This window comes from Pseudomonas sp. TZ252 (assembly GCF_056110345.1).
Genome location: NZ_CM148566.1, coordinates 6,103,101 through 6,126,367, shown reverse-complemented (window position 1 = coordinate 6,126,367; position 23,267 = coordinate 6,103,101). Strand labels below are relative to the sequence as shown.

The 23,267-nt window shown below is 65.9% G+C and carries 26 protein-coding genes; 16 read left to right on the top strand and 10 right to left on the bottom strand.

Annotation, left to right across the window (positions count from 1 at the left end):
• Positions 1 to 97: 97 nt before the first annotated feature.
• From ACYAF3_RS28215 to ACYAF3_RS28200, 4 genes are all read left to right on the top strand, one after another.
• Positions 98 to 1,510, top strand: coding sequence for a circularly permuted type 2 ATP-grasp protein (locus ACYAF3_RS28215; protein ID WP_003087741.1), 1,413 nt, complete (start codon positions 98 to 100; stop codon positions 1,508 to 1,510).
• Positions 1,511 to 1,512: 2 nt separating this feature from the next.
• A complete protein-coding gene (locus ACYAF3_RS28210; RefSeq protein ID WP_003087742.1) occupies positions 1,513 to 2,466 on the top strand; it encodes an alpha-E domain-containing protein in 954 nt (317 codons plus the stop codon).
• Positions 2,463 to 3,263, top strand: coding sequence for a transglutaminase family protein (locus tag ACYAF3_RS28205; RefSeq protein ID WP_003087743.1), 801 nt, complete (start codon positions 2,463 to 2,465; stop codon positions 3,261 to 3,263). Before ACYAF3_RS28210 ends, ACYAF3_RS28205 begins: the two co-directional genes overlap by 4 nt.
• An 81-nt stretch (positions 3,264 to 3,344) precedes the next feature.
• Positions 3,345 to 4,076, top strand: a complete 732-nt coding sequence (locus ACYAF3_RS28200) for a proteasome-type protease (protein WP_003100716.1) — start codon at positions 3,345 to 3,347, stop codon at positions 4,074 to 4,076.
• A 7-nt stretch (positions 4,077 to 4,083) separates the two neighbouring features.
• On the opposite strand, the gene ACYAF3_RS28195 is transcribed toward ACYAF3_RS28200, so the two are convergent.
• Complete coding sequence (locus ACYAF3_RS28195) at positions 4,084 to 4,905, bottom strand: cytochrome c (protein ID WP_003100707.1); 822 nt, start codon at positions 4,903 to 4,905, stop codon at positions 4,084 to 4,086.
• A gap of 112 nt (positions 4,906 to 5,017) precedes the next feature.
• On the opposite strand from ACYAF3_RS28195, the gene ACYAF3_RS28190 reads away from it, so the two are divergent.
• From ACYAF3_RS28190 to ACYAF3_RS28180, 3 genes are all read left to right on the top strand, one after another.
• On the top strand, positions 5,018 to 5,905 hold the full coding sequence (locus ACYAF3_RS28190) for an AEC family transporter (RefSeq protein ID WP_003087746.1): 888 nt from the start codon (positions 5,018 to 5,020) through the stop codon (positions 5,903 to 5,905).
• 570 nt (positions 5,906 to 6,475) lie between these two features.
• Complete coding sequence (locus ACYAF3_RS28185; RefSeq protein WP_003087747.1) at positions 6,476 to 7,681, top strand: acetyl-CoA C-acetyltransferase; 1,206 nt, start codon at positions 6,476 to 6,478, stop codon at positions 7,679 to 7,681.
• A 13-nt stretch (positions 7,682 to 7,694) separates the two neighbouring features.
• Positions 7,695 to 9,839: a 3-hydroxyacyl-CoA dehydrogenase NAD-binding domain-containing protein gene (locus ACYAF3_RS28180; protein ID WP_003140029.1), complete on the top strand. Its 2,145-nt coding sequence runs from the start codon at positions 7,695 to 7,697 to the stop codon at positions 9,837 to 9,839.
• A gap of 375 nt (positions 9,840 to 10,214) precedes the next feature.
• Here ACYAF3_RS28180 and ACYAF3_RS28175 read toward each other — a convergent pair whose 3' ends face one another.
• Entirely contained in the window at positions 10,215 to 11,129 is a 915-nt protein-coding gene (locus tag ACYAF3_RS28175; protein ID WP_105579203.1) for a LysR family transcriptional regulator, read from the bottom strand.
• A 151-nt stretch (positions 11,130 to 11,280) separates the two neighbouring features.
• On the opposite strand from ACYAF3_RS28175, the gene ACYAF3_RS28170 reads away from it, so the two are divergent.
• Complete coding sequence (locus ACYAF3_RS28170) at positions 11,281 to 12,252, top strand: aldo/keto reductase (RefSeq protein ID WP_003117709.1); 972 nt, start codon at positions 11,281 to 11,283, stop codon at positions 12,250 to 12,252.
• A gap of 22 nt (positions 12,253 to 12,274) precedes the next feature.
• Entirely contained in the window at positions 12,275 to 13,273 is a 999-nt protein-coding gene (locus tag ACYAF3_RS28165; protein ID WP_105579202.1) for a Vgb family protein, read from the top strand.
• An 8-nt stretch (positions 13,274 to 13,281) separates the two neighbouring features.
• On the opposite strand, the gene ACYAF3_RS28160 is transcribed toward ACYAF3_RS28165, so the two are convergent.
• Positions 13,282 to 13,653 (bottom strand): glutaredoxin family protein, encoded by a 372-nt coding sequence (locus ACYAF3_RS28160; protein ID WP_003087752.1) that lies wholly within the window; start codon positions 13,651 to 13,653, stop codon positions 13,282 to 13,284.
• 244 nt (positions 13,654 to 13,897) lie between these two features.
• On the opposite strand from ACYAF3_RS28160, the gene ACYAF3_RS28155 reads away from it, so the two are divergent.
• Positions 13,898 to 14,620, top strand: coding sequence for an amidotransferase (locus tag ACYAF3_RS28155; RefSeq protein ID WP_003098093.1), 723 nt, complete (start codon positions 13,898 to 13,900; stop codon positions 14,618 to 14,620).
• 57 nt (positions 14,621 to 14,677) lie between these two features.
• Here ACYAF3_RS28155 and ACYAF3_RS28150 read toward each other — a convergent pair whose 3' ends face one another.
• The 3 genes from ACYAF3_RS28150 to ACYAF3_RS28140 form a co-directional block, all read right to left on the bottom strand.
• On the bottom strand, positions 14,678 to 14,917 hold the full coding sequence (locus ACYAF3_RS28150) for a hypothetical protein (RefSeq protein ID WP_003087754.1): 240 nt from the start codon (positions 14,915 to 14,917) through the stop codon (positions 14,678 to 14,680).
• A 27-nt stretch (positions 14,918 to 14,944) separates the two neighbouring features.
• Positions 14,945 to 15,163 carry a hypothetical protein gene (locus ACYAF3_RS28145; protein ID WP_003098091.1) on the bottom strand — a complete coding sequence of 73 codons (219 nt, stop codon included), beginning with the start codon at positions 15,161 to 15,163 and terminating at the stop codon, positions 14,945 to 14,947.
• 154 nt (positions 15,164 to 15,317) lie between these two features.
• A complete protein-coding gene (locus tag ACYAF3_RS28140; protein WP_003087756.1) occupies positions 15,318 to 15,806 on the bottom strand; it encodes a hypothetical protein in 489 nt (162 codons plus the stop codon).
• 220 nt (positions 15,807 to 16,026) lie between these two features.
• Here ACYAF3_RS28140 and ACYAF3_RS28135 point away from each other — a divergent pair, with 220 nt between their 5' ends.
• A complete protein-coding gene (locus ACYAF3_RS28135; protein WP_003087757.1) occupies positions 16,027 to 16,533 on the top strand; it encodes a macro domain-containing protein in 507 nt (168 codons plus the stop codon).
• A 71-nt stretch (positions 16,534 to 16,604) separates the two neighbouring features.
• On the opposite strand, the gene ACYAF3_RS28130 is transcribed toward ACYAF3_RS28135, so the two are convergent.
• Positions 16,605 to 16,793, bottom strand: a complete 189-nt coding sequence (locus tag ACYAF3_RS28130) for a hypothetical protein (protein ID WP_003087758.1) — start codon at positions 16,791 to 16,793, stop codon at positions 16,605 to 16,607.
• A gap of 149 nt (positions 16,794 to 16,942) precedes the next feature.
• The gene (locus ACYAF3_RS28125; protein ID WP_003087759.1) at positions 16,943 to 17,632 is read right to left on the bottom strand and encodes a crotonase/enoyl-CoA hydratase family protein; all 690 of its coding nucleotides are present in this window, start codon (positions 17,630 to 17,632) and stop codon (positions 16,943 to 16,945) included.
• A gap of 386 nt (positions 17,633 to 18,018) precedes the next feature.
• Here ACYAF3_RS28125 and ACYAF3_RS28120 point away from each other — a divergent pair, with 386 nt between their 5' ends.
• Positions 18,019 to 18,303 carry a GNAT family N-acetyltransferase gene (locus ACYAF3_RS28120; protein WP_003087762.1) on the top strand — a complete coding sequence of 95 codons (285 nt, stop codon included), beginning with the start codon at positions 18,019 to 18,021 and terminating at the stop codon, positions 18,301 to 18,303.
• 57 nt (positions 18,304 to 18,360) lie between these two features.
• Here the strand turns inward: ACYAF3_RS28120 and ACYAF3_RS28115 are convergent, their stop codons facing one another.
• On the bottom strand, positions 18,361 to 19,437 hold the full coding sequence (locus ACYAF3_RS28115) for a 3-deoxy-7-phosphoheptulonate synthase (RefSeq protein ID WP_003087765.1): 1,077 nt from the start codon (positions 19,435 to 19,437) through the stop codon (positions 18,361 to 18,363).
• 317 nt (positions 19,438 to 19,754) lie between these two features.
• On the opposite strand from ACYAF3_RS28115, the gene ACYAF3_RS28110 reads away from it, so the two are divergent.
• The 4 genes from ACYAF3_RS28110 to cysB all read left to right on the top strand — a co-directional run bounded on the left by ACYAF3_RS28110 (position 19,755) and on the right by cysB (position 22,845).
• Complete coding sequence (locus ACYAF3_RS28110) at positions 19,755 to 20,132, top strand: thioredoxin family protein (RefSeq protein ID WP_003120319.1); 378 nt, start codon at positions 19,755 to 19,757, stop codon at positions 20,130 to 20,132.
• Positions 20,132 to 21,079 (top strand): putative 2-dehydropantoate 2-reductase, encoded by a 948-nt coding sequence (locus tag ACYAF3_RS28105; protein ID WP_003117707.1) that lies wholly within the window; start codon positions 20,132 to 20,134, stop codon positions 21,077 to 21,079. The genes ACYAF3_RS28110 and ACYAF3_RS28105 overlap by 1 nt, the downstream gene beginning before the upstream one ends.
• Positions 21,080 to 21,241: 162 nt before the next feature.
• Entirely contained in the window at positions 21,242 to 21,739 is a 498-nt protein-coding gene (locus ACYAF3_RS28100) for a universal stress protein (protein WP_003087770.1), read from the top strand.
• A 131-nt stretch (positions 21,740 to 21,870) separates the two neighbouring features.
• Positions 21,871 to 22,845, top strand: coding sequence for an HTH-type transcriptional regulator CysB (gene cysB / locus ACYAF3_RS28095; RefSeq protein WP_003087775.1), 975 nt, complete (start codon positions 21,871 to 21,873; stop codon positions 22,843 to 22,845).
• Between the two features lie 56 nt (positions 22,846 to 22,901).
• Here the strand turns inward: cysB and ACYAF3_RS28090 are convergent, their stop codons facing one another.
• The gene (locus ACYAF3_RS28090; protein ID WP_003098081.1) at positions 22,902 to 23,249 is read right to left on the bottom strand and encodes a hypothetical protein; all 348 of its coding nucleotides are present in this window, start codon (positions 23,247 to 23,249) and stop codon (positions 22,902 to 22,904) included.
• Positions 23,250 to 23,267 lie beyond the last annotated feature (18 nt).

The following is a 23,267-nucleotide window of genomic DNA, read 5'->3' as shown; positions in this document are numbered from 1 at the left end:
CGCCGCGCCGACCCTGCGAATCGCCGACGAGCCGTGATCCGCGCGCTGGCACGGGCTTTGCGAGTTCCCCATCGTTCGTGACGACAAGGAGTCCGGCATGGCACGCATGTTTTACGACGAGATGCACGATGCTGGCGGCGAATGCCGCTCGCATTATCGGGAATTCGCTCGCTGGCTGGCCGACACCCCTGAAGAGCAACTGCTGCAACGCCGGCGTGAAGCCGACCTGCTGTTCCACCGCGCCGGCATCACCTTCACCCTGTACGGCGACGAGCAGGGCACCGAGCGCCTGATCCCCTTCGACACCATCCCGCGCAGCATTCCCGCGGCGGAGTGGGCGCACATCGAGGCCGGCTGCATCCAGCGCGTCCAGGCGCTGAACCTGTTCCTCGCCGACCTCTACCACGAACAGCGCATCCTCAAGGCCGGGGTGATTCCTGCCGAGCAGGTCCTGGCCAACGACCAGTACCAACTGGCGATGCAGGGACTGGACCTGCCGGGCAACGTCTACGCGCACATTGCCGGGGTCGACCTGGTCCGCGACGGCAGCGGCAACTATTACGTGCTGGAGGACAACCTGCGCACGCCCAGCGGTGTTTCCTACATGCTGGAAAACCGCAAGATGATGATGCGCCTGTTCCCCGAGCTGTTCGTCCGCCAGCGCGTGGCGCCGATCGACCACTACCCGGACCTGCTGCTCGACACCCTAAAGCGGGCCAGTGACGTCGAATCGCCGAGCGTGGTGGTATTGACGCCGGGACGTTTCAACAGCGCCTACTTCGAACACGCCTTCCTCGCCCGCGAGATGGGCGTGGAACTGGTCGAAGGCGCCGATCTGTTCGTCCGCGACGAGCGGGTCTACATGCGCACGACGGCCGGACCGCAACCGGTGGACGTGATCTACCGAAGGATCGACGACGCCTTCCTCGACCCGCTGGCGTTCAACCCGGATTCGCTGCTCGGCGTGCCCGGCCTGCTGGCCGCCTACCGGGCCGGCAACCTGGTGCTGGCCAACGCGATCGGTACCGGGGTGGCCGACGACAAGTCGATCTACCCCTACGTGCCGGACATGATCCGCTTCTACCTCGGCGAAGACCCGCTACTGCACAACGTGCCGACCTGGCAATGTCGCAAGCCGAAGGAACTGGCGCACGTCCTGGCGCACCTGCCGGAGCTGGTGGTGAAGGAGACCCAGGGTTCCGGCGGCTACGGCATGCTGGTCGGACCGGCGGCCAGCCGGGAGGAAATCGAGCTGTTCCGCGAGCGCCTGAAGGCTCGCCCGGAGGCCTATATCGCGCAACCGACGCTGTCCCTGTCGACCTGTCCGACCTTCGTCGAGAGCGGCGTCGCGCCACGCCATATCGACCTGCGGCCGTTCGTCCTGTCGGCGCCGGATCGGGTTCGCCTGGTGCCTGGCGGGCTGACCCGGGTGGCGTTGCGCGAAGGCTCGCTGGTGGTCAACTCGTCCCAGGGCGGCGGCACCAAGGACACCTGGGTGGTGGAGGAATAAGCATGCTCAGCCGGACCGCTTCCGACCTGTACTGGATGTCGCGCTACCTGGAACGCGCGGAGAACCTCGCCCGCATGCTCGACGTCAGCTACTCGCTGTCGCTGTTGCCGCAGGACCGCAACGGCGGCGGCCTGGACGAACTGGCCATGCCGCTGCTGATCACCGGCACCCTCGACGCCTACCTGGAGCGCCACGGCGAACTGGCCGCCGAGCGCCTGCTGAGTTTCTTCGCCCTCGACCCGGACAACCCGGCGAGCATCTACAGCTGCCTGGCTGCAGCGCGCGCCAGTGCCCATGCGGTACGCGGGCGGATCACCCTGGACATGTGGGAGAACATCAACGCCACCTGGCTGGAAATGCGCGGCATCGCCGCCGAGGGCATCCTGCGCTATGGCATCAGTCGTTTCTGCGAATGGGTGAAGGACCGCTCGCACCTGTTCCGCGGCGCGACCTTCGCCACCAGCATGCGCAACGATGCGTTCCGCTTCATCCGTCTCGGAACCTTCATCGAACGCGCCGACAATACCTTGCGCCTGCTCGATGCGCGCTACCAGACCCAGGGCGAAGCGGCGCTCGCCGGGGCGGACGAGGGCACCGCGCGCGGCTACTACCAGTGGAGCGCGCTGCTGCGGGCGCTATCCGCCTTCGAGGGCTACACCGAGCTGTACCGCGCCTCGCCCAACGCGCGCAACATCGCCGAATTGCTGCTGTTGCGCGAGGACGTGCCGCGTTCGCTGCTGTCCTGCATCGAGGAACTGAGCGAGATCCTTTCCGGCCTGCCCGGTGTCAACGGCCGGCCGGCGCAGCGCCTGGCCGCCGAGCTGGAGGCGCGGGTGCGCTACACCGGCATCGACGAGGTGCTGGAGCAGGGCCTGCATACCTGGATCACCGACTACATCCTGCTGGTTCGCCAGTTGGCCAACGCCATTCACAGCTCCTACCTGGAGGCCGCATGAGACTCTCGATCACCCACGACACCACCTATCGCTACGAAGACCGGGTGCGCGCCAGCATCCAGTACCTGCGCCTGACCCCGCAGGACAGCGAGCGCCAGCACGTGGTCGATTGGCGCCTGGACCTGCCGCGCCCGGCGCGGCCGCTGCGCGATCCGTACGGCAACATCCTGCACGTCCTGACCCTGGACGAACCGCATGAGTCGGTCCTGATCGCCGCCCACGGCCTGGTCGAGATCGACGAGGAGCGCGAGGTGGAGCACGATCGCCAGTCGCCGTTGCCGTTCCTGCGCAGCACCCGCCTGACCGGCGCCGATGCCGAGATGCGCGCCTTCGCCGAACGCGCCATGGGCGGCCGCAAGGATCGCGGCGGCCTGCTCGACCTGATGCATGCGCTGCACGAGCATATCCTCTACCAGCCGGGGGCGACCCGCGTCGACAGCACCGCCATCGAGGCCTTCGGCGCACGCGCCGGGGTCTGCCAGGACCATGCCCATGCCTTCCTCGCCTGCATCCGCAGCCAGGGTGTGCCGGGGCGCTATGTCTCCGGCTACCTCTACACCGAGGACGACACGCACCTGGCCAGCCATGCCTGGGCCGAGGCCTGGCTCGGCGACGGCTGGTACAGCTTCGACGTGACCAACCGGCTCGGCCGTCCGGAGCGCCATCTCAAGCTGGCCGTCGGCCTCGACTACCTGGATGCCTGCCCGGTGCGCGGCTTGCGCCGTGGCGGCGGTTGCGAGCAGATGCATGCGCGGGTGCTGGTCAGCGCGCCGCTGCTGCAGGTGCAGCAACAGTGACGATCCATTGCGCGCCTGGCGTTATCGGCGATTGCCTTTACGCTTGAGGGGCGGGGACGGACGGAATAAGGAAGATTCGAGATGACCTACTGTGTCGCGATGCACCTGGCCGACGGCTTGGTGTTCGCCTCCGATTCGCGGACCAACGCCGGGATCGACCATATCGCCACCTTCCGCAAGCTGTTCACCTTCGGCACGCCCGGCGAGCGCCTGCTGGTGGTGCAGACGGCCGGCAACCTGGCGACCTCGCAATCGGTGATCAACCTGCTGCAGCAGCGCATCCGCCGGGACGGCGCCAGCCTGCTCAACGTGCCCTCGGTCTACGACGCCACGGCGCTGATCGCCGAGACCACCCGCGAGGTGATGGCCCGCGACGGCGGCAATCTGGCCGGCAATACCGACCTGAGCTGTTCCTTCCTGGTCGGCGGGCAGATCGCCGGCGGACCGCCGGCGCTGTACAGCATCTACCCCCAGGGCAACTTCATCCAGGCCACGCCGGACACGCCTTTCCTGCAACTGGGCGAAAGCAAGTACGGCAAGCCGATCCTCGACCGCAATCTGACTTTCGACACGCCGCTGGAGCAGGCCCTGCGCTGCGCGCTGGTGTCGTTCGACTCGACCATCCGCAGCAACCTCTCGGTGGGCATGCCGCTGGACCTGCTGGTCTACCACCGCGACAGCCTGATCCTGCCGGAGGGCTACCGGGTCACCGAGGACGACGCCTATTTCAGCGCCATCCGCCGCCAGTGGAGCGCCGGCCTGCACGACTTGCTGGAGCGCCTGCCGTCGCCGCCCTCGGCGTACAACATCTGACGCCGCTTCAGCCGGCCGCGCCCGCCTTGCGGCCGGCCATGTGGCGCAGGTAGCCGATCAACTGGCGCAACTCCTGGTCGTCGATCACCCGTTCCGGGAACGCCGGCATCTTCGCCTGCGGCCATTGCCGCAGCGCCTGCGGGTCGCGGATGTAGCGGGCGAGGAATTGCGGCTGGAAGTACTCGGTGGGGTTGTACGGCAGGTTCAGGTCCGGGCCGAACTGGGCGTCGCCGGCACCGTTGAGACGGTGGCAGGCCAGGCAGTTCTTCTGGAACACGGCGAAGCCGGCGCGCACCTCCGCGCTGGCGTCAGCGGCCGGCAGCAGGGCCGGGAAGCGTTCGGCCAGAGGGGACTGGTAGCGGATGCGGACGACCTGGAAGGGCCATTGCTCCGGACCGATGCGTTTTTCCTCGGGTTTGCTCCAGACCAGATAGAACGGCCCGGCGGACGGCTTGCCCGCGCCCAGCGGCGGCCAGGGGCGCTGCGGATCCTCTATCGCCAGCCAGGCTTGCGAGCCCTGTTCGGCGAGCAGCGGGGCGGCCGGCAACTCGGCGGCGAAGCCGTCGCTGGCCACGGCCTGCAAATGGTCTTCGGGATGCACGCCTTTCAACAAGGCCGCCAGTGGCACGGCGCGGTAGCGCATGTTCCGGCGGTAGGCGACGTCGGCCGGGATGTCCAGGTCGCGGGCCTGCGGATGCCTGAGCAGTTCTTCGCTGCTCCAGGTCTGCGTGCCCCCCGGCAGTTCCAGGCGGAGCTCGGCGGCCCAGGCGGCAGCCACAGGGAAGAGCAGGGCACCTAGCAACGCCAGGCGCGGGAGAGTGACAGGCATGCGGGTTCCTCGTGCATCCGCCGGTTATGGCATGGAGCGAGAGATTGGCACGGAACGGGGGCCTCGCGGTAGCATGCGGGCCATTGCATAGCTGGCTAACCAAGGGGTTCCCGTGCTCGCCGAGTTGTTCGCCGTGATGGCGCCCGTGCTGTTCGGCGCCGGTGTCGGTTACGTCTGGGTCCGTCTCGGACACGCCTATCCGACCGAGTTCGTTTCGCGCATCGTGTTCAACATCGGTTCGCCATGCCTGATCCTCGCCACCCTGGCGCATACCCGGGTGGACCTGCACAGTTTCGGCCGGATGGCCCTGGCCAGCGCGCTGATCTGCGTCTGCATGGCTGCGCTGGGCTGGGCGGCGGCGCGCCTCGGGCGCCAGGAGTGGCAGGTGCTGGTGCCGGCCTACAGCTTCCCGAATGTCGGCAACATGGGCCTGCCGGTGTGCCTGTATGCGTTCGGCGAGGCGGGGATGACCCTGGCGGTGGCGTTCTACCTGATCATGTCGATCGGCAACTTCAGCCTCGGCGTGTTCTGGATGAGCGGCGAGCGCTCCTGGCGCTCGCTGCTGGGCAATCCGATCCTGCTCAGCGTGCTGCTGGCCTTGTTGTTGATGGGGCTCGACCTGCAACTGCCACGCTGGATGGCGAATACCGTCGACCTGATGGCCGGGCTGACCATTCCGCTGATGCTGATCACCCTCGGCGTGTCCCTGGCCAGCATCCGCCCGCGGCAACTGGGCAATGGCTTCTTCTATGGCGGCCTGCGTCTTCTGCTGGGGGCGCTGGTGGGCTGGTCGGTGGCGCTGGCGTTGCAATTGCCGCCGCTGGCGCAGGGGGTGCTGGTGGTGCAGTCGTCGATGCCGGTGGCGGTGTTCAACTATCTCTACGCCTTGCGCGGCAATCGTTCGCCGGATCAGGTCGCCAGCCTGGTGCTGTGTTCGACCCTGCTGTCGTTCGCCTTCATTCCGCTGCTGCTGACCTGGTGGCTGCCTGCGCTGCGCTGACCGCGAGGCGGTGCGCAGCGTGCAGGCAGCAGCTGCCCTAGCGGATCAGACTGTTAAGGTTGGGAAGGATCAGGATGACTGTGGTGGCGAAGACGATGAGGCTCGCTTGCCGCCATCTTTTTGGCTGCTCGTTCAACATGGCCTGTCTGCCTTTCTTGTTGTCGGGTGGCTGCCTGCTCCGCGCTACGGCCCGGCGGAACGGCTTGCCACGCAGTGGCGTACTCTTCGGTCGGCCCGGCATCCCCGGCGTCGACCTCCCTTTCGAACGCTTGCATGAATCAGTCTAAGCCCCGGCCTGCGCGGGCTTAGACCACTTGGATACAAGCTGCTGCGGTCTAGACATATTCCCTCTATATGACAGCGTGGTGACGGCTCTGGCGTGCGTCTCGACCGTTCGTCCGGTGTCCGGGTTTCCGGTCGAAAGATGGCACGGTGCTATCTTCCCGGCGTTGCAGGCTGAGCTGGGCGGTCAATCAGCCTGAGCGGTTCGGTCATTGTCCCGCCGGCGAGCCTGTTTAAGGTAGGCGGAGGCCCGCTCGGCCGGACGAGAACAGGATAAGAGAGACCGCCATGACCGACGCATTCATTTACGACGCCGTGCGTACTCCCCGCGGCAAGGGCAAGAAGGATGGCGCGCTGCACAGCGTCAAGCCGGTGAACCTGATGGCCGGGCTGTTGCGCGCGGTCCAGCGGCGCAACGACCTGGATACCGCCCAGGTCGACGATATCGTGCTCGGCTGCGTGACGCCGGTGGGCGACCAGGGCGCCGATATCGCCAAGACCGCGGCGCTGGTGGCCGACTGGGACGAACAGGTTGCCGGCGTGCAGATCAACCGTTTCTGCGCCTCCGGCCTGGAGGCGGTGAACCTGGGGGCGATGAAGGTACGCTCCGGCTTCGAGGACCTGGTCCTGGTCGGTGGCGTCGAGTCCATGTCACGCGTGCCGATGGGCTCCGACGGCGGCGCCTGGGCACTGGATCCGGAAACCAACCTGCACACCAGCTTCGTCCCGCAAGGGATCGGCGCCGACCTGATCGCCACCCTGGAAGGCTTCAGTCGCGCCGATGTCGATGCCTTCGCCCTGCGCTCCCAGCAGAAGGCCGCCAAGGCCCGCGCCGAAGGGCTGTTCGGCAAGTCGCTGGTGCCGGTCGCCGACCAGAATGGCATCGTCCTGCTCGACCACGATGAGTTCATTCGCGCCGACTCCACCCTGGAAGGGCTCGCCGCGCTCAAACCGAGTTTCGAGATGATGGGGCAGATGGGCTTCGACGCCACCGCGCTGCGCAAGTACAGCCAGGTCGAGCGCATCGAGCACGTGCATACGCCGGGCAACAGCTCGGGGATCGTCGACGGCGCCAGCGCCATGCTCATCGGCTCCGAGGCCAAGGGCCGCGAACTGGGCCTGAAGGCGCGGGCGCGGATCGTCGCTACCGCGGTGACCTCCACCGACCCCACCATCATGCTTACCGGCCCCGCGCCGGCGACCCGCAAGGCCCTGGCCAAGGCCGGCCTGAAGGTGGAAGACATCGACCTGTTCGAAGTCAACGAGGCGTTCGCTTCGGTGGTGATGAAGTTCATGAAGGACATGGGCGTGGCGGAAAGCAAGGTCAACGTCAACGGCGGCGCCATCGCCATGGGCCACCCGCTCGGCGCCACCGGCTGCATCATCCTCGGCACGCTGCTCGACGAACTGGAGCGGCGCAACCTGCGCTACGGCCTGGCCACCCTCTGCGTAGGCGGCGGCATGGGCATCGCCACCATCATCGAGCGCGTGTGAAGGGAGAACCGGAATGACTGACGCTATCCGTTACGAAAAAGGCCAGGACAACGTCGTCGTCCTGACCATGGACATGCCCGGGCAGAGCGCCAACACCATGAATGGTGTCTACCGCGAGGCGATGGCGAAGACCATCGCGCGGCTGGAGGCGGAGAAAGAGGGGATCGCCGGCGTGGTGCTGACCTCGGCGAAGAAGACCTTCTTCGCCGGCGGCGATCTCAACGAGCTGATCAAGGTCACCAAGGCCGACGCCCCGGCCTTCTACCAGGGCATCCTCGAACTCAAGGGGCAACTGCGGCGCCTGGAGACCCTCGGCAAGCCGGTGGTCGCCGCGATCAACGGCGCTGCGCTGGGCGGCGGCTGGGAGATCTGCCTGGCCTGCCACCACCGCATCGCCCTGGACAATCCCGGCGTGCAGCTCGGCCTGCCGGAGGTGACTCTCGGCCTGTTGCCGGGCGGCGGCGGGGTGGTACGTATGGTGCGCCTGCTTGGCCTGGAGAAAGCCCTGCCGTACCTCGCCGAAGGCAAGAAGGTGCGTCCGGCGGAAGCGCTCAAGGCCGGGCTGATCCACGAACTGGCCGACAGCCCCGAGGAAATGCTGGAGAAGGCCCGCGCCTGGATCCTCGCCAACCCGGCGGCGAAGCAGCCCTGGGACAGCGCCGGCTACAAGATTCCCGGCGGTACGCCTGCCAGTCCCAACGTGGCGCAGATGCTGGCCATCGCACCGTCGGTGCTGCGCGACAAGACCAAGGGTTGCTTCCCGGCGCCCGAGAAGATCATGTGCGCGGCGGTGGAGGGCGCCCAGGTCGATTTCGACACCGCGCAACTGATCGAGGCGCGCTATTTCACCGAGCTGACCACCGGCCAGGTGGCGAAGAACATGATCGGCACCTTCTGGTTCCAGCTCAACGAGATCAACGCCGGCAAGTCGCGGCCGCAGGGGTATCCGGTGCGGGCGACGAAAAAGGTCGGCGTGCTCGGCGCCGGGATGATGGGCGCGGGCATCGCCTACGTATCGGCGGCGGCCGGCATCGAGGTGGTGCTCAAGGACGTCTCGCTGGAAGCGGCGGAGAAGGGCAAGGCTTATTCGGCCAGGCTGCTGGACAAGAAGGTTGCGCGCGGGCACCTGTCCGCCGAGAAGCGCGACGCCTTCCTCGCGCGGATCGTGCCGAGCGTCAGCGAAGCCGACTTCGAAGGCTGCGACCTGATCATCGAGGCGGTCTTCGAGGACCGCGCGCTGAAAGGCAAGGTCACCGCCGAGGCCGAGAAACATGCCCTGGCCGATGCGGTGGTGGCGTCCAATACCTCGACCCTGCCGATCACCGGTCTGGCCCAGGCGGTGGCGCGGCCGGAGAAGTTCATCGGCCTGCACTTCTTCAGCCCGGTGGACAAGATGCCGCTGGTGGAGATCATCCGTGGCGAAAAGACCAGCGACGAAACCCTGGCACGCGGTTTCGACTACGTGCTGCAGATCAAGAAAACGCCGATCGTGGTCAACGACAGCCGCGGCTTCTTCACCTCGCGGGTATTCGGCACCTTCACCAACGAAGGCATCGCCATGCTCGGCGAAGGCGTGAGCGCCGCGATGATCGACAACCAGGCGCGCCAGGCCGGTATGCCGGTGGGGCCGCTGGCGATTTCCGACGAAGTCTCGCTGAGCCTGATGACCCACATCCGCAACCAGACCGCCCGCGACCTCGAGGCCGAGGGCAAGGCTCTGCCGACGCACCCCGCGTTCGCCGTGATCGACCTGATGGTCAATGAGTACAAGCGCCCGGGCAAGGCGGCAGGCGCCGGCTTCTACGACTACCCGGCGAACGGCAGGAAACATCTCTGGGCGGAACTCAAGAGCCGCTTCGAGAAGCCCGATGCGCAAATATCCGCCGAGGACGTACGCGACCGCCTGCTGTTCATCCAGGCTATCGAGACCGTGCGTTGCGTGGAGGAGGGGGTATTGCACTCCACCGCCGACGCGAACATCGGCTCGATCTTCGGTATCGGTTTCGCCGCCTGGAGCGGGGGCGCCTTGCAGTTCATCAACCAGTACGGCCTGAAGGACTTCATCGCCCGCGCCCAATACCTGGTCGAACAGTACGGCGAGCGCTTCGAGCCGCCGGCGCTGTTGCTGGAGAAGGCGGCGAAGGGCGAGCTGTTCTGAGTCCTGGCGTCGCATGGAGAGCCGGCCTTCGGGCCGGCTTTCTCGTGGTTGCGTACCGCGGCGGATGACGCCACCCCGGTATCCCCTGGTTCTTGCCAGCCAGGCCGCCACGGGTAGGGCGAATAGCGCCATGGGCGCTATCCGCCGATATGCCGAGGTTCGGCGGATAACCGCGATGCGGTTATGCGCCCTACGCCGCGCGGCGGTACAGGCCCTTGCCTCCAGCCGCCATTGGTAGGGCGAATAGCGCCACAGGCGCTATCCGCCGATATACCGAGATAACCGCGATGCGGTTATCCGCCCTACGCCGTGCGTCGATACAGGCCAGCCTCCATGCTTGCCTCCAGGCCGCCACGGGCGCTTCCGCCGATGTGCCTACGCGGGACCTGGGTGTTCCTCGCCGGGGTAGCGCAGCAGGTCGATCACGGCGCTCAACGCCGCCGGGTGGTTGCGGCGGTTCGGATAATAGAGATGGAAACCGGGAAAGGGGGCGCACCAATCCGCCAGGACCCGTTCCAGGCGGCCGGCGGCGAGGTGCTCGGCGACTTCCTCCTCGATGGCGAAGGCAATCCCGACATCGGCCAGCGCCGCCTGTAGCATCAGGCGCGGGTCGTCGAGGACCAGCGGTCCGCTCACGGCCACCGAAAGCGTTTTCGCACCCTTGCTGAATTGCCATTTGTACAGCTCTCCGGAAGACACCTTGCGCCAGCCGATGCAACGGTGGCCGAGCAATTCCTCCGGGCTACCCGGCCTGCCTTGCCGTCGGAAGTAGGCCGGGGTCGCGACGATGGCCAAGCGCAGGTCCGGGCCGACCCGCACGGCGCGCATGCCGTGCTGGAGGTCTTCGCCGAGGCGGATGCCGGCGTCGAAACCGGCTTCGACGATATTGGCGAAACCCTCGTCCGCCAACACTTCCAGGGTGATGCCGGGATAGTCGCGGGCCAGTTCGCCGAAACGTGGCGCGAGGACGAGACCGATGGCGTTTCGCGGTGCGTTGATTCGTACCAGGCCGTGAGGCGTTTCGCGAAAGCGGTTAAGGCTGTCCAGCGCGGCGGCGATGTCTTCGAACGCCGGGTCCAGGTGTGCCAGCAGGTGCTCGCCGGCCTCGGTCGGCGAGACGTTGCGAGTGGTGCGGTTGAGCAGGCGGATACCGAGCTGGGTTTCCAGTTCGCGCAGGGTGTGGCTGAGCGTCGGCGGGGTTACGCCGAGGGTGGCGGCGGCGCGGCGGAAACTGCGTTCGCGAGCGATGGCGACGAAGGCGGCGAGACCGGCGAGATCGGGCTTTTTCATTGGATTATTAAAATAATTCGATCAGTGAAAGAGATTTTTCCAGGATAGTTAGCTATTCGGCAGCAATATAGCATCGTCGGGAAACCTGGCTCATGAACAGGGTGGGGCCGGGGAAACCGCTCTTTTCAGAGCCTTCCGACGAGGTCGTACGATGCAGCATGTCCGTCTTGGCAACAGCGGCCTGAAAGTCTCCCGACTCTGCCTGGGGTGCATGACCTATGGCGATCCGGCGTGGCGTCCATGGGTGCTGGACGAGGAACGGGCGCGTCCGTTCATTCGCGAGGCGCTGGAAGCCGGGATCGACTTCTTCGACAGTGCCGATATCTATTCCACCGGCGAGAGTGAGCGAATCCTCGGACGCGCGCTCAGGGACTTCGCGCAGCGCGAGGACCTGGTAATCGCCACCAAGGCGTTCTTTCCCATGAGCGACAGGCCCAACGCCTGCGGCTTGTCGCGCAAGCATCTGCTTGCCAGCGTGGATGCCTCGCTGCGGCGGTTGGGTACGGACTACCTGGATCTCTTCGTGATCCATCGCTTCGATCCGGAAACCCCGATCGAGGAAACCTGCGAAACCCTCGACAGCCTGGTGCGTGCCGGCAAGGTCCGTTACCTCGGCGCCTCGTCGATGCCGGCCTGGCGCTTCATGAAGATGCTCGCCTTCCAGCGCCACCACGGCCTGGCGCAATTCATCTCGATGCAGAGCCAGTACAACCTGATCGTTCGCGAGGACGAGGAGGACCTCGTGCCGCTGTGCCGGGAAGAGGGGATCGCGTTGACGCCCTGGTCGCCGCTGGCGCGTGGGCTGCTGGCCGGAGCGCGAAGCGCCGGCACGCTGCGGACCCGGACGGACGAACAGGCCCCGCGCTGGTACGGCGGCAGGGAGGAAGTCGAGTCGACCCTCGGCGCGTTGGAGAAACTCGCCGCTGCCCGCGGGCTTCCACCGGCGCAACTCGCCCTGGCCTGGCTGCTTGGCCGGAACGGTGTCGCCGCGCCGATCGTCGGCCTGTCCAGGCCGCATCACCTCGAGGATGCCCTCGCGGCGCTGACGCTGGACCTCGCCGAAGAGGAGTGCGCCACGCTGGAGGCGCCGCTCACGGTGCGCGCCCGGACCCCGCGCTGGTAGGGCGCACATCGACGGAGAAAGCATGATGAGACGACAGGCTTCCGTGTTGCTGCTGGTATCCATGGTATCGGCGACCGTCTTGCCGGTTTTCGCCCGTGCGCCGGGCGAGCGCGAGCCGTCCTGCGCCGCGACGAGCATCCTCCTGCCAGCGGGGGCCCGGTATCCCAACGGCATCGCCCATGCCGCCGATGGAACGCTGTACGTCGGCCTGGTCACCAGCGGGCGCATCCTGCGCAAGCCTCCCGGGGGCGAGTGGGAAACCTTCTTCGCCGGCAGCCTGGCGATCTTCGCTGCCACCGCGCTGCGGCTGGACGAGCCGCGTGGCCTGCTCTGGGGCAATTCGCCGGACTTCCTACCCGCTGGCCGGCGCCGGCCGCATGGGGTGTTCGCCCTGGATCTCGCGACCGGTGCCGTGCGCCGATATCTGACCCTGCCCGGCGACGGGATGGGCAACGATCTCGCGGTGGCGCCGGACGGAACGGTCTACCTGAGCGAAACCCGGGATGGCAGCCTGATGCGGTTGCGGCCCGGGGAACCGGCGTTCCAGGTGTTGCTGCGCGACAGCCGCCTGGCCGGCCCCGGCGGCCTGGGCGCGGCGGGCATCGTCCGGGTGGACGACGACACCCTGCTGGTCGGCAACTTCGGTAGCGGGGCGATCCATGTCGTCGAAGGGGTCGCCTCGCGTCCGCGGCTGCGCGAGATGGAGCTGCCCCGAACGCTGGAGAATCCGGACGGCATGGCGCTGGCTCCGGACGGCTCGCTGATCGTGCTGGAGAACGCCATCCGCAGCGGCGCCGGCAAGGTGCTGCGGATCGCCGAGCCGCTCGCTCCAGGGCGGCGCGGCATCGAAGTGATACGCGACGGCCTGGAGTCGCCGGTCAACCTGATCGTCACCGGACAGGGTTGCGCCTATGTCAGCGAGTCCCGCATTCGCCACCGCCTGTTGCCGGGGCGCGAGGGCGAGGTGCCGGCGCGTTTCCTGATCCACCGGCTGCCCCTGGACGCGGCCGGGGGCCGTTGATCGGCCGCTCAGGCGTTGGCGAAACGACCTTCCAGATAGGCGATGATCTCGCTGGATTCGTACATCCAGCGCACCTGGCCGTTTTCCTCGATGCGCAGACACGGCACCTTGACCTTCCCGCCGCCTTCCAGCAAAGCCTGGCGGGCCTGCGGATCGTTCATGGCGTCCTTGAGTTGCATCGGCAGGTTCAGCCGGTGCATGGCGCGGCGTGTCTTCACGCAGAACGGACAGGCGCGGAACTGGTAGAGCGACAGGTTCCGCAGCGCCCGCTCGACCTCGGCCTGGGCCTCGGCGCTGCGCTGCAGCTTGCGGGGGCGGCTGACGAAGTCGGCGAGGATAATCGCCTGACCCAGTCCGTTACGTACTGCCTTGAGCAACATGGCGTGTGCCTCGCGGGAAAACCGCCAGTTTACGTGGCGGTTCCGGGCATGGGGAGTCCTTCCGTCTCCTGTGCAGATTTCTTTACGGCTGGGCGTCTCGGGAATCTTTCTGCCGGCTGCTTGTTTTTTGGCGAATCGTCCGGATATTCCTTTCGAGGGCAGGGCGGCGGTTCCCTTGCCCGCGCTCCTGTGTTAATTAAATCAAACGAAAACGACAATAACCCCACTTCTTCAGAGAGTCTTTATGTCGCTCCGCATCTGTATCCTGGAAACCGATATCCTTCGTCCCGAGCTGATCGAGCGCTACGAAGGCTACGGCCGGATGTTCCAGCAACTGTTCGCCAAGCAACCGATCGCCGCCGAATTCGTCATCTACAACGTGGTGGAGGGGCGCTATCCGGCGGACGACGAGCGCTTCGACGCCTACCTGGTGACCGGCAGCAAGGCCGACTCCTTCGGTCCCGACCCGTGGATCCAGACCCTGAAGACCTTCCTCCTGGACCGCTACGAGCGCGGCGACAAGCTCCTCGGCGTGTGTTTCGGCCACCAGTTGCTGGCCCTGCTGCTCGGTGGCAAGGCCGAGCGCGCCAGCCAGGGCTGGGGCATGGGCATCCACCAGTACCAGTTGAACGAACGGGCCGACTGGATGAGCCCGGCGCTGCCGGACCTGACCCTGTTGATCAGCCACCAGGACCAGGTCACCCGGCTGCCGGAAAACGCGCGGGTGATCGCTTCCAGCGACTTCTGTCCCTATGCCGCCTACGCCATCGGCGACCAGGTGCTGTGCTTCCAGGGGCATCCCGAGTTCGTCCACGACTACTCCCGCGAACTGCTCGAACTGCGCCAGCAGCACCTGGGCGAGGAACTCTATCGCAAGGGGGTCGATAGCCTGGCGGGGGACCACCAGGGCACCGTCGTCGCCGAATGGATGATGCGTTTCGTCGCGCGCCAGCCGACCGGCGCCTGAGCCGGCCCCGCGCCATGCGAGCGCCGCCAGCCTCCCGGGGTTGGCGGCGTTTTCGTTTCAGGCCGGGCAGTCGAGGATGAAGCGCTCCGGGATCCAGCGCTGCGGGCGTGCCGGCGGGGTGCCGCTCTGCAGCTTCAGCGCCAGGTTGGCCGCCAGCGCGCGGACCATCGCCTGGTTGCATTCGATGGTGCGCGCCAGTGCGCCTGCCGAGCCTTGGGCGAGGCCGAGTAGCGAGTAGCCATTGGTCAATATCGCCAGGGCGGCGACGATCCAGAATTTCCGTGTTTGCCTTCTCATGCTGTTTCCCGGGAAAGAAGCCGGCGTTCAACCGGCGCGTCGACTGTTCAACCCCGAGAGCAGGCCTGGCAGGGCCTGGCCGATCTGGTTGGAGAAGGTCGTGGCGGTGTCGTTGTCCGGTGTGGCGTTCCTGGCGCTTTCGGCGCCGGCGACGAGGCTCAACACGACCAGCATGAGGATGGCGTACAGACCCAGGGTGGCCAGGGCGGTGTTGCGGGCGTAATGGCGTGGGCTGCGACGTTTCATGGCGGCTTCCGTGATCGATACCTCGGATGGGCATAGGATCGCGGAGAAGAATTCGATTGGATAACGAATTGTCGCGCTATTAACTATCGACAGAAATGATGCTTTGGCCGAACGACCGGTACGGGTTGCGGGGCCCGGGTTCGGGCCCGATGGATCAGGACGAAGTCGGCGCGAGCAGGCGATCGACCACCTGCCGGGCTCGCTCGAAGGAGGGGTAGCCGCTGCGCGCGACCGGCAGCTCGGCGTAGGCCTGGCGATAGGTCTCGGCCTTGGGAATGTCGGCGCGCGGCAACAGGAAGGGCTCGGCGTAGATCTTGTAGAGCATCGCGTTGGCCAGCGGGTAGCGTCGCTCGGCGGAACGTTCGAGGAGGCGGGTGATGCGCTCGCAATCGCTGGCCTGGCCGTCGCGGCGAGCGATCAGCACGGCCTGGTAGAAGTCCGCCTCGCCGCTGCGGTCGTCGCGCGCCGCGCGCTCCAGCAGGGCCTGGGCCAGCGGCAGGCGATCGCGGTCGTTGGCGACGATGATCAGTTTCGCCTGAAGCATGTCGTTCTCGTACAGCAGTTTTTCCCTGTCGCTGTCCTGGCGGCAGGTGGCGCAGCTTGCCAACAGCGGGATCAGGCAAAGTGCAATCCATTTCGGCATGGCGGTTGTTTCCTTGTCATGGATGAGACGGCACGAGGCTGGAATCCAATGGAGAGGCGAGGCGCCTCCAAGGTTCCCTCGCATGCAGTCTAGTCGGCCCGTAGCGGATGGGACCGGCCGTCTTTGATACGCATCAACTGGCGCCGGCGGGCAAGGCGTACGGTGAAAGATGCAGGGCGGCGCACGAAGCGCCTGTCCCGAAGCCAAGAAGGAAACGCTCATGATTCGTGAAGTTGAAGGTGACATTCTGCTTTCCGGGGCCCAGGTGATCGCCCACGGCATCGCGCCCCAGGACCATTTCGACAGCGGCCTGGCCCTCGCCTTGCGCGAACGCTGGCCGTCGATGGTTCGCGACTACCGGCATGCCGCCCATGCCAGGGCGCCCGAGCCGGGCGGCATCTGGGTCTGGGCCGGGGTCGACGAGCAGGGCAAGACCCAGTGCATCGTCAACCTGATCACCCAGGGCATGCTGCACAGCGGTCGCAGCGCCAAGCCGGGCAAGGCGAGCCTGGAGGATGTCGGCCATGCCCTGCGCGAGCTGGCCCGCTATGTGCGCAGCGAAGGGGTGAGCAGCCTGGCTCTGCCCTGCGTGGCGACGGGAGTGGGCGGGCTGGACTGGTCCGAGGTCAAGCCGCTGGTGGTTCGCCACCTGGGCGACCTGGAGATCCCGGTGATTCTCTACGAGGTCTATCGCAAGGGCGTGGCGGCCGAGGAAAAGCTGGCCTGAACGAGAAGCCCGGCGTGAGCCGGGCTTTTCAGGGTTGCGGGGAAAAGAAAAACGTTCCTGGCAGGCGGCGTTCAACCCTGCGCATCGGTGTCGCTCGCGGTTGGCGCCGTGGCCTGTTGCTGCTGGGCCTGCTCGATGGCGTGCTGGTTCAGTTGGACCATGCGGTTTTCCATCAGGCTGGATTCGTCGGCGAAGCTGGCTTGCACTGCGAGGGTGGTAGCCATGCCGAGGAGAATGGCGGCGAAGACGTTGCGTTTCATGATGACCTCCGGTTTTCCTTGGGAATGTCACCAGGATAATCCGTAATAATTTTTTAAAAATAGCAGTTAGGGAGAGTTACCTTTGCGTAATAAGTAATTATTGGGCGCAAAAAAGCCCGGTACCAACCGGGCTTTCGCTGGCGCGGGCCTTAGCCCAGGTGCTTCTTGTCCAGCTCGATCGCCTGGTCGAGGGTTTCCAGCAGTGCCTTGCGCACCTTGAGCTTGGTATTGCGATGCGCGGTCATGTTGAGTTTCTTCAACTGCTGGGCCGCTGCACGCGCGCTTTCCTGCAACTGGTCGGCGCTGACCAGGGTGTCGAGGAAGCCGGCATCCACCGCAGCGGCCGGACTGAACATCTCGGCATTGATGACCGAGCGGGTGAACGCCGACTTGCGCAGGCGATCACGGGCCAGTTCGATGCCGACATGGTGCATGGTCATGCCGATGGCGACTTCGTTCAGGCCGATCTGGAACGGCCCGTCGACGCCGATCCGGTAGTCGGCCGAGAGCAGCAGGAAGGCGCCCTTGGCTACCGCGTGCCCGGGGCAGGCGACGATCACCGGATAGGGATGGGAGAGCAGGCGGCGAGCCAGGGTCGAGCCGGCGGCGACCAGGTTGACGGCATTCTCCGGGCCGGAGGTCATGACCTTCAGGTCGTAGCCACCGGAGAGGATGCCCGGCTGGCCGGTGACGATGACCACGGCCTTGTCCTGCAGGGCCTGGTCGAGAGCCTGGTTGAAGGCGTCGATCACCGCCGGGGAGATGGCGTTCACCTTGCCGTTGTTGAGGGTCAGGGTGGCGATGCCGTCTTCGAACTGGTAGCTGATCAACTCGCTCATGGCAGGATTCCTTTTGGTGGAGTGGCGCAGACCTTACTGATGGGCGTCGTCGGCGTAAAGCGCTTTGGCTGACCCGCGGGTCATGCGCGATTGTGCTTGCGCGGGCCTCCCGAGCAGGGCTCCAGTGACGCCTGCGCGTTCCTGGCAGAAGAAACGGTTGAGTCTGGCCGGGGAAGACAGCAATATGGGCCCTATCGTTAGTCCGGCCTTGCATGCGGTGCAGGTAACCCGTTTCGAGGATGTCCGCCAGGCGCGCTCAGCCGCCGGGACGAGAACGGACGAAGTTATCCGGCGGCCTGCTGAAGGCCGGTACGCGGGGGCATCCTCGCGAGGAACCCTATCAATCAGGCGCGGGTCGGGTTACGAACCCGTTGAGGAGATCCAAAGTGAGCGAGTCCCTGTCCATCCATCATGACGTGGGCGGCCATCAGTTCGAGACGACGGTGGATGGCCATCGTGCCTATCTGGCGTATATGGACCTGGGCAAGCAGACGCTGGACATCTACCGGACCTTCGTACCGGATTCGCTGCGGGGTCGCGGTATCGCCGCCGCGCTGACCGAACACGCCCTGCAGTACGCCGACCGCATGGGCTACAGCGTGATCCCGTCCTGCTCCTACGTGGAGCGTTACATCGAGCGTCGCCAGCGTCAGGCCGATCCGGCCGCCTGAGCAGGTGCGCAATGAAAAACGCCGGGCATCAGCCCGGCGTTTTCGTTTCCGCCTCGCTCAGCCGCGCTGGCGTTTCGGCAGCACGTCCTTGAGCTTGGCGTGCATGCTGCGGATGCTCTTCTCGGTGGTCGCCCAGTCGATGCATGCATCGGTGATGGAGACGCCGTACTGAAGTTGGTCGAGATCCTTCGGAATCGGCTGGCTGCCCCAGCCCAGGTGGCTTTCCACCATCAGGCCGACGATCGAGTTGTTGCCTTCGACGATCTGGTTGCTGACGTTGTCCATCACCAGCGGTTGCAGGGCCGGGTCCTTGTTGGAGTTGGCGTGGCTGCAGTCGACCATGATGTTCAGCGGGATTTTCGCCTTGTTCAGGTCCTGCTCGCAGAGCGCGACGCTGACCGAATCGTAGTTCGGCTTGCCGTTGCCGCCGCGCAACACCACGTGACCATAGCGGTTGCCCTTGGTGGTGACGATGGATACGCCGCCCTGCTGGTTGATGCCGAGGAAGCGATGCGGGCTGGAGACCGACTGCAGGGCATTGATCGCCACGGTCAGGCTGCCATCGGTGCCGTTCTTGAAGCCGACCGCGGAAGACAGGCCGGAGGCCATCTCGCGGTGGGTCTGCGATTCGGTGGTACGGGCGCCGATCGCCGACCAGCTGATCAGGTCCTGCAGGTACTGCGGGGAAATCGGGTCGAGCGCTTCGGTGGCGGTGGGCAAGCCTTTCTCGGCGAGGTCGCGGAGCAGTTGGCGACCGATGTGCAGGCCATCCTGGATCTTGAACGAGTCGTCCAGGTACGGATCGTTGATCAGGCCTTTCCAGCCCACCGTGGTACGCGGCTTCTCGAAGTACACGCGCATCACCAGGAACAGCGTATCCGCCACTTCGGCCGCGAGCGCCTTGAGGCGGTCGGCGTATTCGTGGGCGGCCTTGATGTCGTGGATGGAGCAGGGGCCGATCACCACGAACAGACGGTGGTCCTTGCCATCCAGGATGTCGCGCACCACCTGGCGACCATGGGCCACGGTCTGCAGGGCCTTGTCGGTCAGGGGAATTTCACGCTTGAGCTGCTCCGGCGTGATCAGGGTCTCGTTGGAGGCAACGTTAAGGTCGTCGATCTGTAAATCAGCCATCGTGGTACTCAATCAGGTCACGGGCGCCGGCCGCCGGGAGGCCCCCTGCGAAAGGGCGCAGGCATGAAGTTCGCAAACGGGGAGACGAACCTTAACGTGTCGGGCCGGGCCTAGACAATGGGCGGGACGCGGTTCGCCGGTGTTTTCCCCGCTCTGCGCACGTTTTCTTCGTTGCTCCGGGCCAAGGCTGCCAGCGGAGTTGCAGGTGAGGCCGCCGCGGACGATATTGTGCAGGTGCTGCGGAGGGGCGCGCCTTGCGCGTATCCGCTGGCCGAGGAGGGCGCCAGCGCTATCGCAGGAGCCGAAGCCTACGGATGATGGTCGGGCCCCATTTCTTCCTTTCTATCGAGGTCAGCAGCGTGCCGTCCCTGGAACTCACCGATCTGGACGCCGACCGGCAGTTGCTTGCCCTGGAAGGGGTTTCGCTGTTGGTATTCACCAGCGAAGGCTGCGCGTCGTGCCGCTGGGCCCGGCGCCATCTCCCCGCGATGGACCTGCCCATCGAGCGCCTGTGCTGGGTGGACGCCGGCCGCAATGGCGGCCTGGTGGAACGCTACGGCGTCTTTCACCTGCCGGCCCTGTTCATGGTCCGCGACGGCCGCTTCCATGGCGCACTGAACGTTCCGCTGCACCAGGAAGCCTTGCGGGGTGCGGTGCTGGCGGGGTCGACCGCTTTACCTGAGGAGTTGCCCTGATGGATTCAAAGCAGCAACGGATCGGCGTCATCGGTACGGGAGCCATCGGCGGCTTCTATGGATTGATGCTGGCGCATGCCGGTCACGACGTGCATTTTCTCCTGCGCAGCGAGTTCGAGGCGGTCAATCGCGCCGGACTCAGCCTGAATAGTGCGGTGCATGGCTTCCGGCGCCTGGCGCCGGTCCAGGCCTACCATTCGGCGCAGGACATGCCGCCCTGCGACTGGTTGCTGGTGGGCGCCAAGACCACCGGCAATCACGAACTGGCACCCCTGATCCGCGCAGCGGCGGCGCCGGGAGCCAAGGTTCTGCTGCTGCAGAACGGTCTGGGCGTGGAGGAGCGGCTGCGGCCGCTGCTGCCGGAAAGCCTGCATCTGCTGGGCGGCCTCTGCTTCATCTGTGTGCATCGCGGCGAACCGGGCGTGATCGAGCACCAGGCCTACGGCGGAGTGAATCTCGGCTATCATTCCGGACCGGCCGACGAGCGACGCCGGCGCGAGATCGTCGAGGAGGGTGCCGCGCTGTTCCGCGAGTCCGGGCTGGAGTCCACGGCGATGCCCGACCTGGAGCAGGCGCGCTGGCAGAAGCTGGTCTGGAACATCCCCTACAACGGGCTGTCGGTATTGCTGAAGAGCAGCACCGCGCCGCTGATGGCCAACGCGGACAGTCGGTCGCTGATCGAGGCGATCATGGAGGAAGTCATCGGTGCTGCCGGCGCCTGCGGCTTCATCCTGCCTGAGGGCTATGCGGACCAACTGCTGGCGGCGACCGAGCGGATGCCCGACTATCGGCCGAGCATGTACCACGACTTCGCCCATGGGCGGCCATTGGAGCTGGCGGCGATCTATGCCGCGCCCCTGGCCCGCGCTGCTGCTGCGGGCTACCGGATGCCCAGGGTCGAGGCGCTGTACCAGGCGTTGCGCTTCCTCGAAGCACAACCGCGCTGAAGGGCCGAGCGCGGCGACCAGCCGGCGCCGCGCTCGCAGGGAGAAAAGGGATTTACCCCAACGGGCCGGAAAAAGCCCGAAACAGCAGGGAACGCTAGGAGAATGGATGCTTGCTGCTAATCTGCTAATGAGGCCCGCCGCGCAGGCTGTCGAGGAGGCCGCATGATTCGTTCGATTCTCTACGCCACCGATCTGGGGCTCTATGCTCCCTATGTCCTGCAACACGCCCTGTCGCTGACCCGCGCCTACAACGCCGAGCTCTATGTCGTCCATGTGGTGGAGCCCCTCGGGCTGTTCGCCGAGTCGGTCCTGCAGACCTACCTTGACACCGAGCGTCTCCAGGACCTGCGGGCGCAAGGGCTGGACAACGTCATGGAAAGCATCGAGAAGCGGGTCCTGGAAGGGTTTCGCGATGAACTCGGCGAGTTGCCCCAGGATGCGGCGCTGGTCAAGAGCGTGCGGGTGGTGCAGGGCGACCCGCCGCAGATGATCCTCGATGAGGCGGAAAAGCTGGCCGTGGACCTGATCGTCGCCGGCAGCCATAGCCACGGCACCCAGCTCGACACGCCGCTGGGCCGGACTGCCGCGCGTCTGGTGCAACTGGCGGAGGTACCGGTGTACCTGGTGCCGATGTTGCAGCACCGTAGTCGCGACCTGTAGGCCAGCGGTCGGCTGGTGAAAAAGCGTGCAAAATCAAAAAAAACGTCTAATTTTATTCCTCAAACCATTAATATGGTTATATACCTTCGGTTCTTGATCGCCGGTCGCGACAACCTTTTCGAGGAATCTCCATGAAGCTTCAGCAATTGCGCTATATCTGGGAGGTTGCGCACCACGACCTCAACGTCTCCGCCACGGCGCAGAGCCTCTATACTTCGCAGCCGGGCATCAGCAAGCAGATCCGCCTGCTGGAGGACGAACTGGGCGTCGAGGTGTTCGCTCGCAGCGGCAAGCACCTGACCCGTGTGACGCCGGCGGGGGAGCGGATCATCCATACCGCCGGCGAGATCCTGCGCAAGGTCGAGAGCATCAAGCAGATCGCCCAGGAATTCTCCAACGAGAAGAAGGGCACGCTGTCCATCGCCACTACCCACACCCAGGCGCGCTATGCGCTGCCCAACGTGATCAGCGGCTTCATCAAGCAGTACCCGGACGTCTCCCTGCACATGCACCAGGGCACGCCGATGCAGATCGCCGAAATGGCCGCCGACGGCACCGTCGACTTCGCCATCGCCACCGAGGCGCTGGAGTTGTTCGGCGACCTGATCATGATGCCCTGCTACCGCTGGAATCGCTGCGTCATCGTGCCCCACGGGCATCCGCTGACCAAGCTGCCGAAACTGACCCTGGAAGCCCTGGCCGAGCAGCCGATCGTCACCTACGTGTTCGGCTTCACCGGCCGCTCCAAGCTCGACGAAGCCTTCAGCCAGCGCGGCCTGGTGCCCAAGGTGGTATTCACCGCGGCCGATGCCGACGTGATCAAGACCTACGTGCGGTTGGGCCTGGGGGTCGGCATCGTGGCGCACATGGCGGTCGATCCGAAGCTCGACAACGACCTGGTGATCCTCGACGCCAGCCACCTGTTCGAGTCCAGCGTGACCAAGATCGGCTTCCGCCGCGGCACCTTCCTGCGCGGCTTCATGTGCGACTTCATCGAGAAATTCGCTCCGCACCTGACCCGCGAGCTGCTGGCCAAGGCCGTGCAATGCCACAACAAGGCCGAGCTGGACGAGTTGTTCGACGGCATCGAACTGCCGGTCTACTGATCGCCTCGGCCCATGAAAAAGCCCGGCCTGGTGCCGGGCTTTTTCATGGCTGGCCCTCAGAGCATGTCGAGATTGTCGCGACCGGCCAGCCTGGCCAGCGCTTCGCGATCAGCGTCCGCGGACTGCTCGGCTCGCGGTTCGAGGACTTCATGGAGGAAGCTCATGAACACGGTGTAGACCTGTTCGCGCCCGTCGTCGTGGCGAACCACGAAGAACGGCGCGGTCTCTACGCCATATTGGGCGGCGACCATCCAGCCTGCGCTGTTCGGGTCGCGTTCGTCGGCCACCAGGGTGCGATGGATGCGCGGCAGGTAGCCGCCTTGTTCCAGGCGTTGCCGGACTTCCTTGCACTTGCGGCAGTCCTCGCCGTTGGCGAGGACTTTCTTGACCATGGTGATGCGCATGCTGGGTCTCCGCTCGGG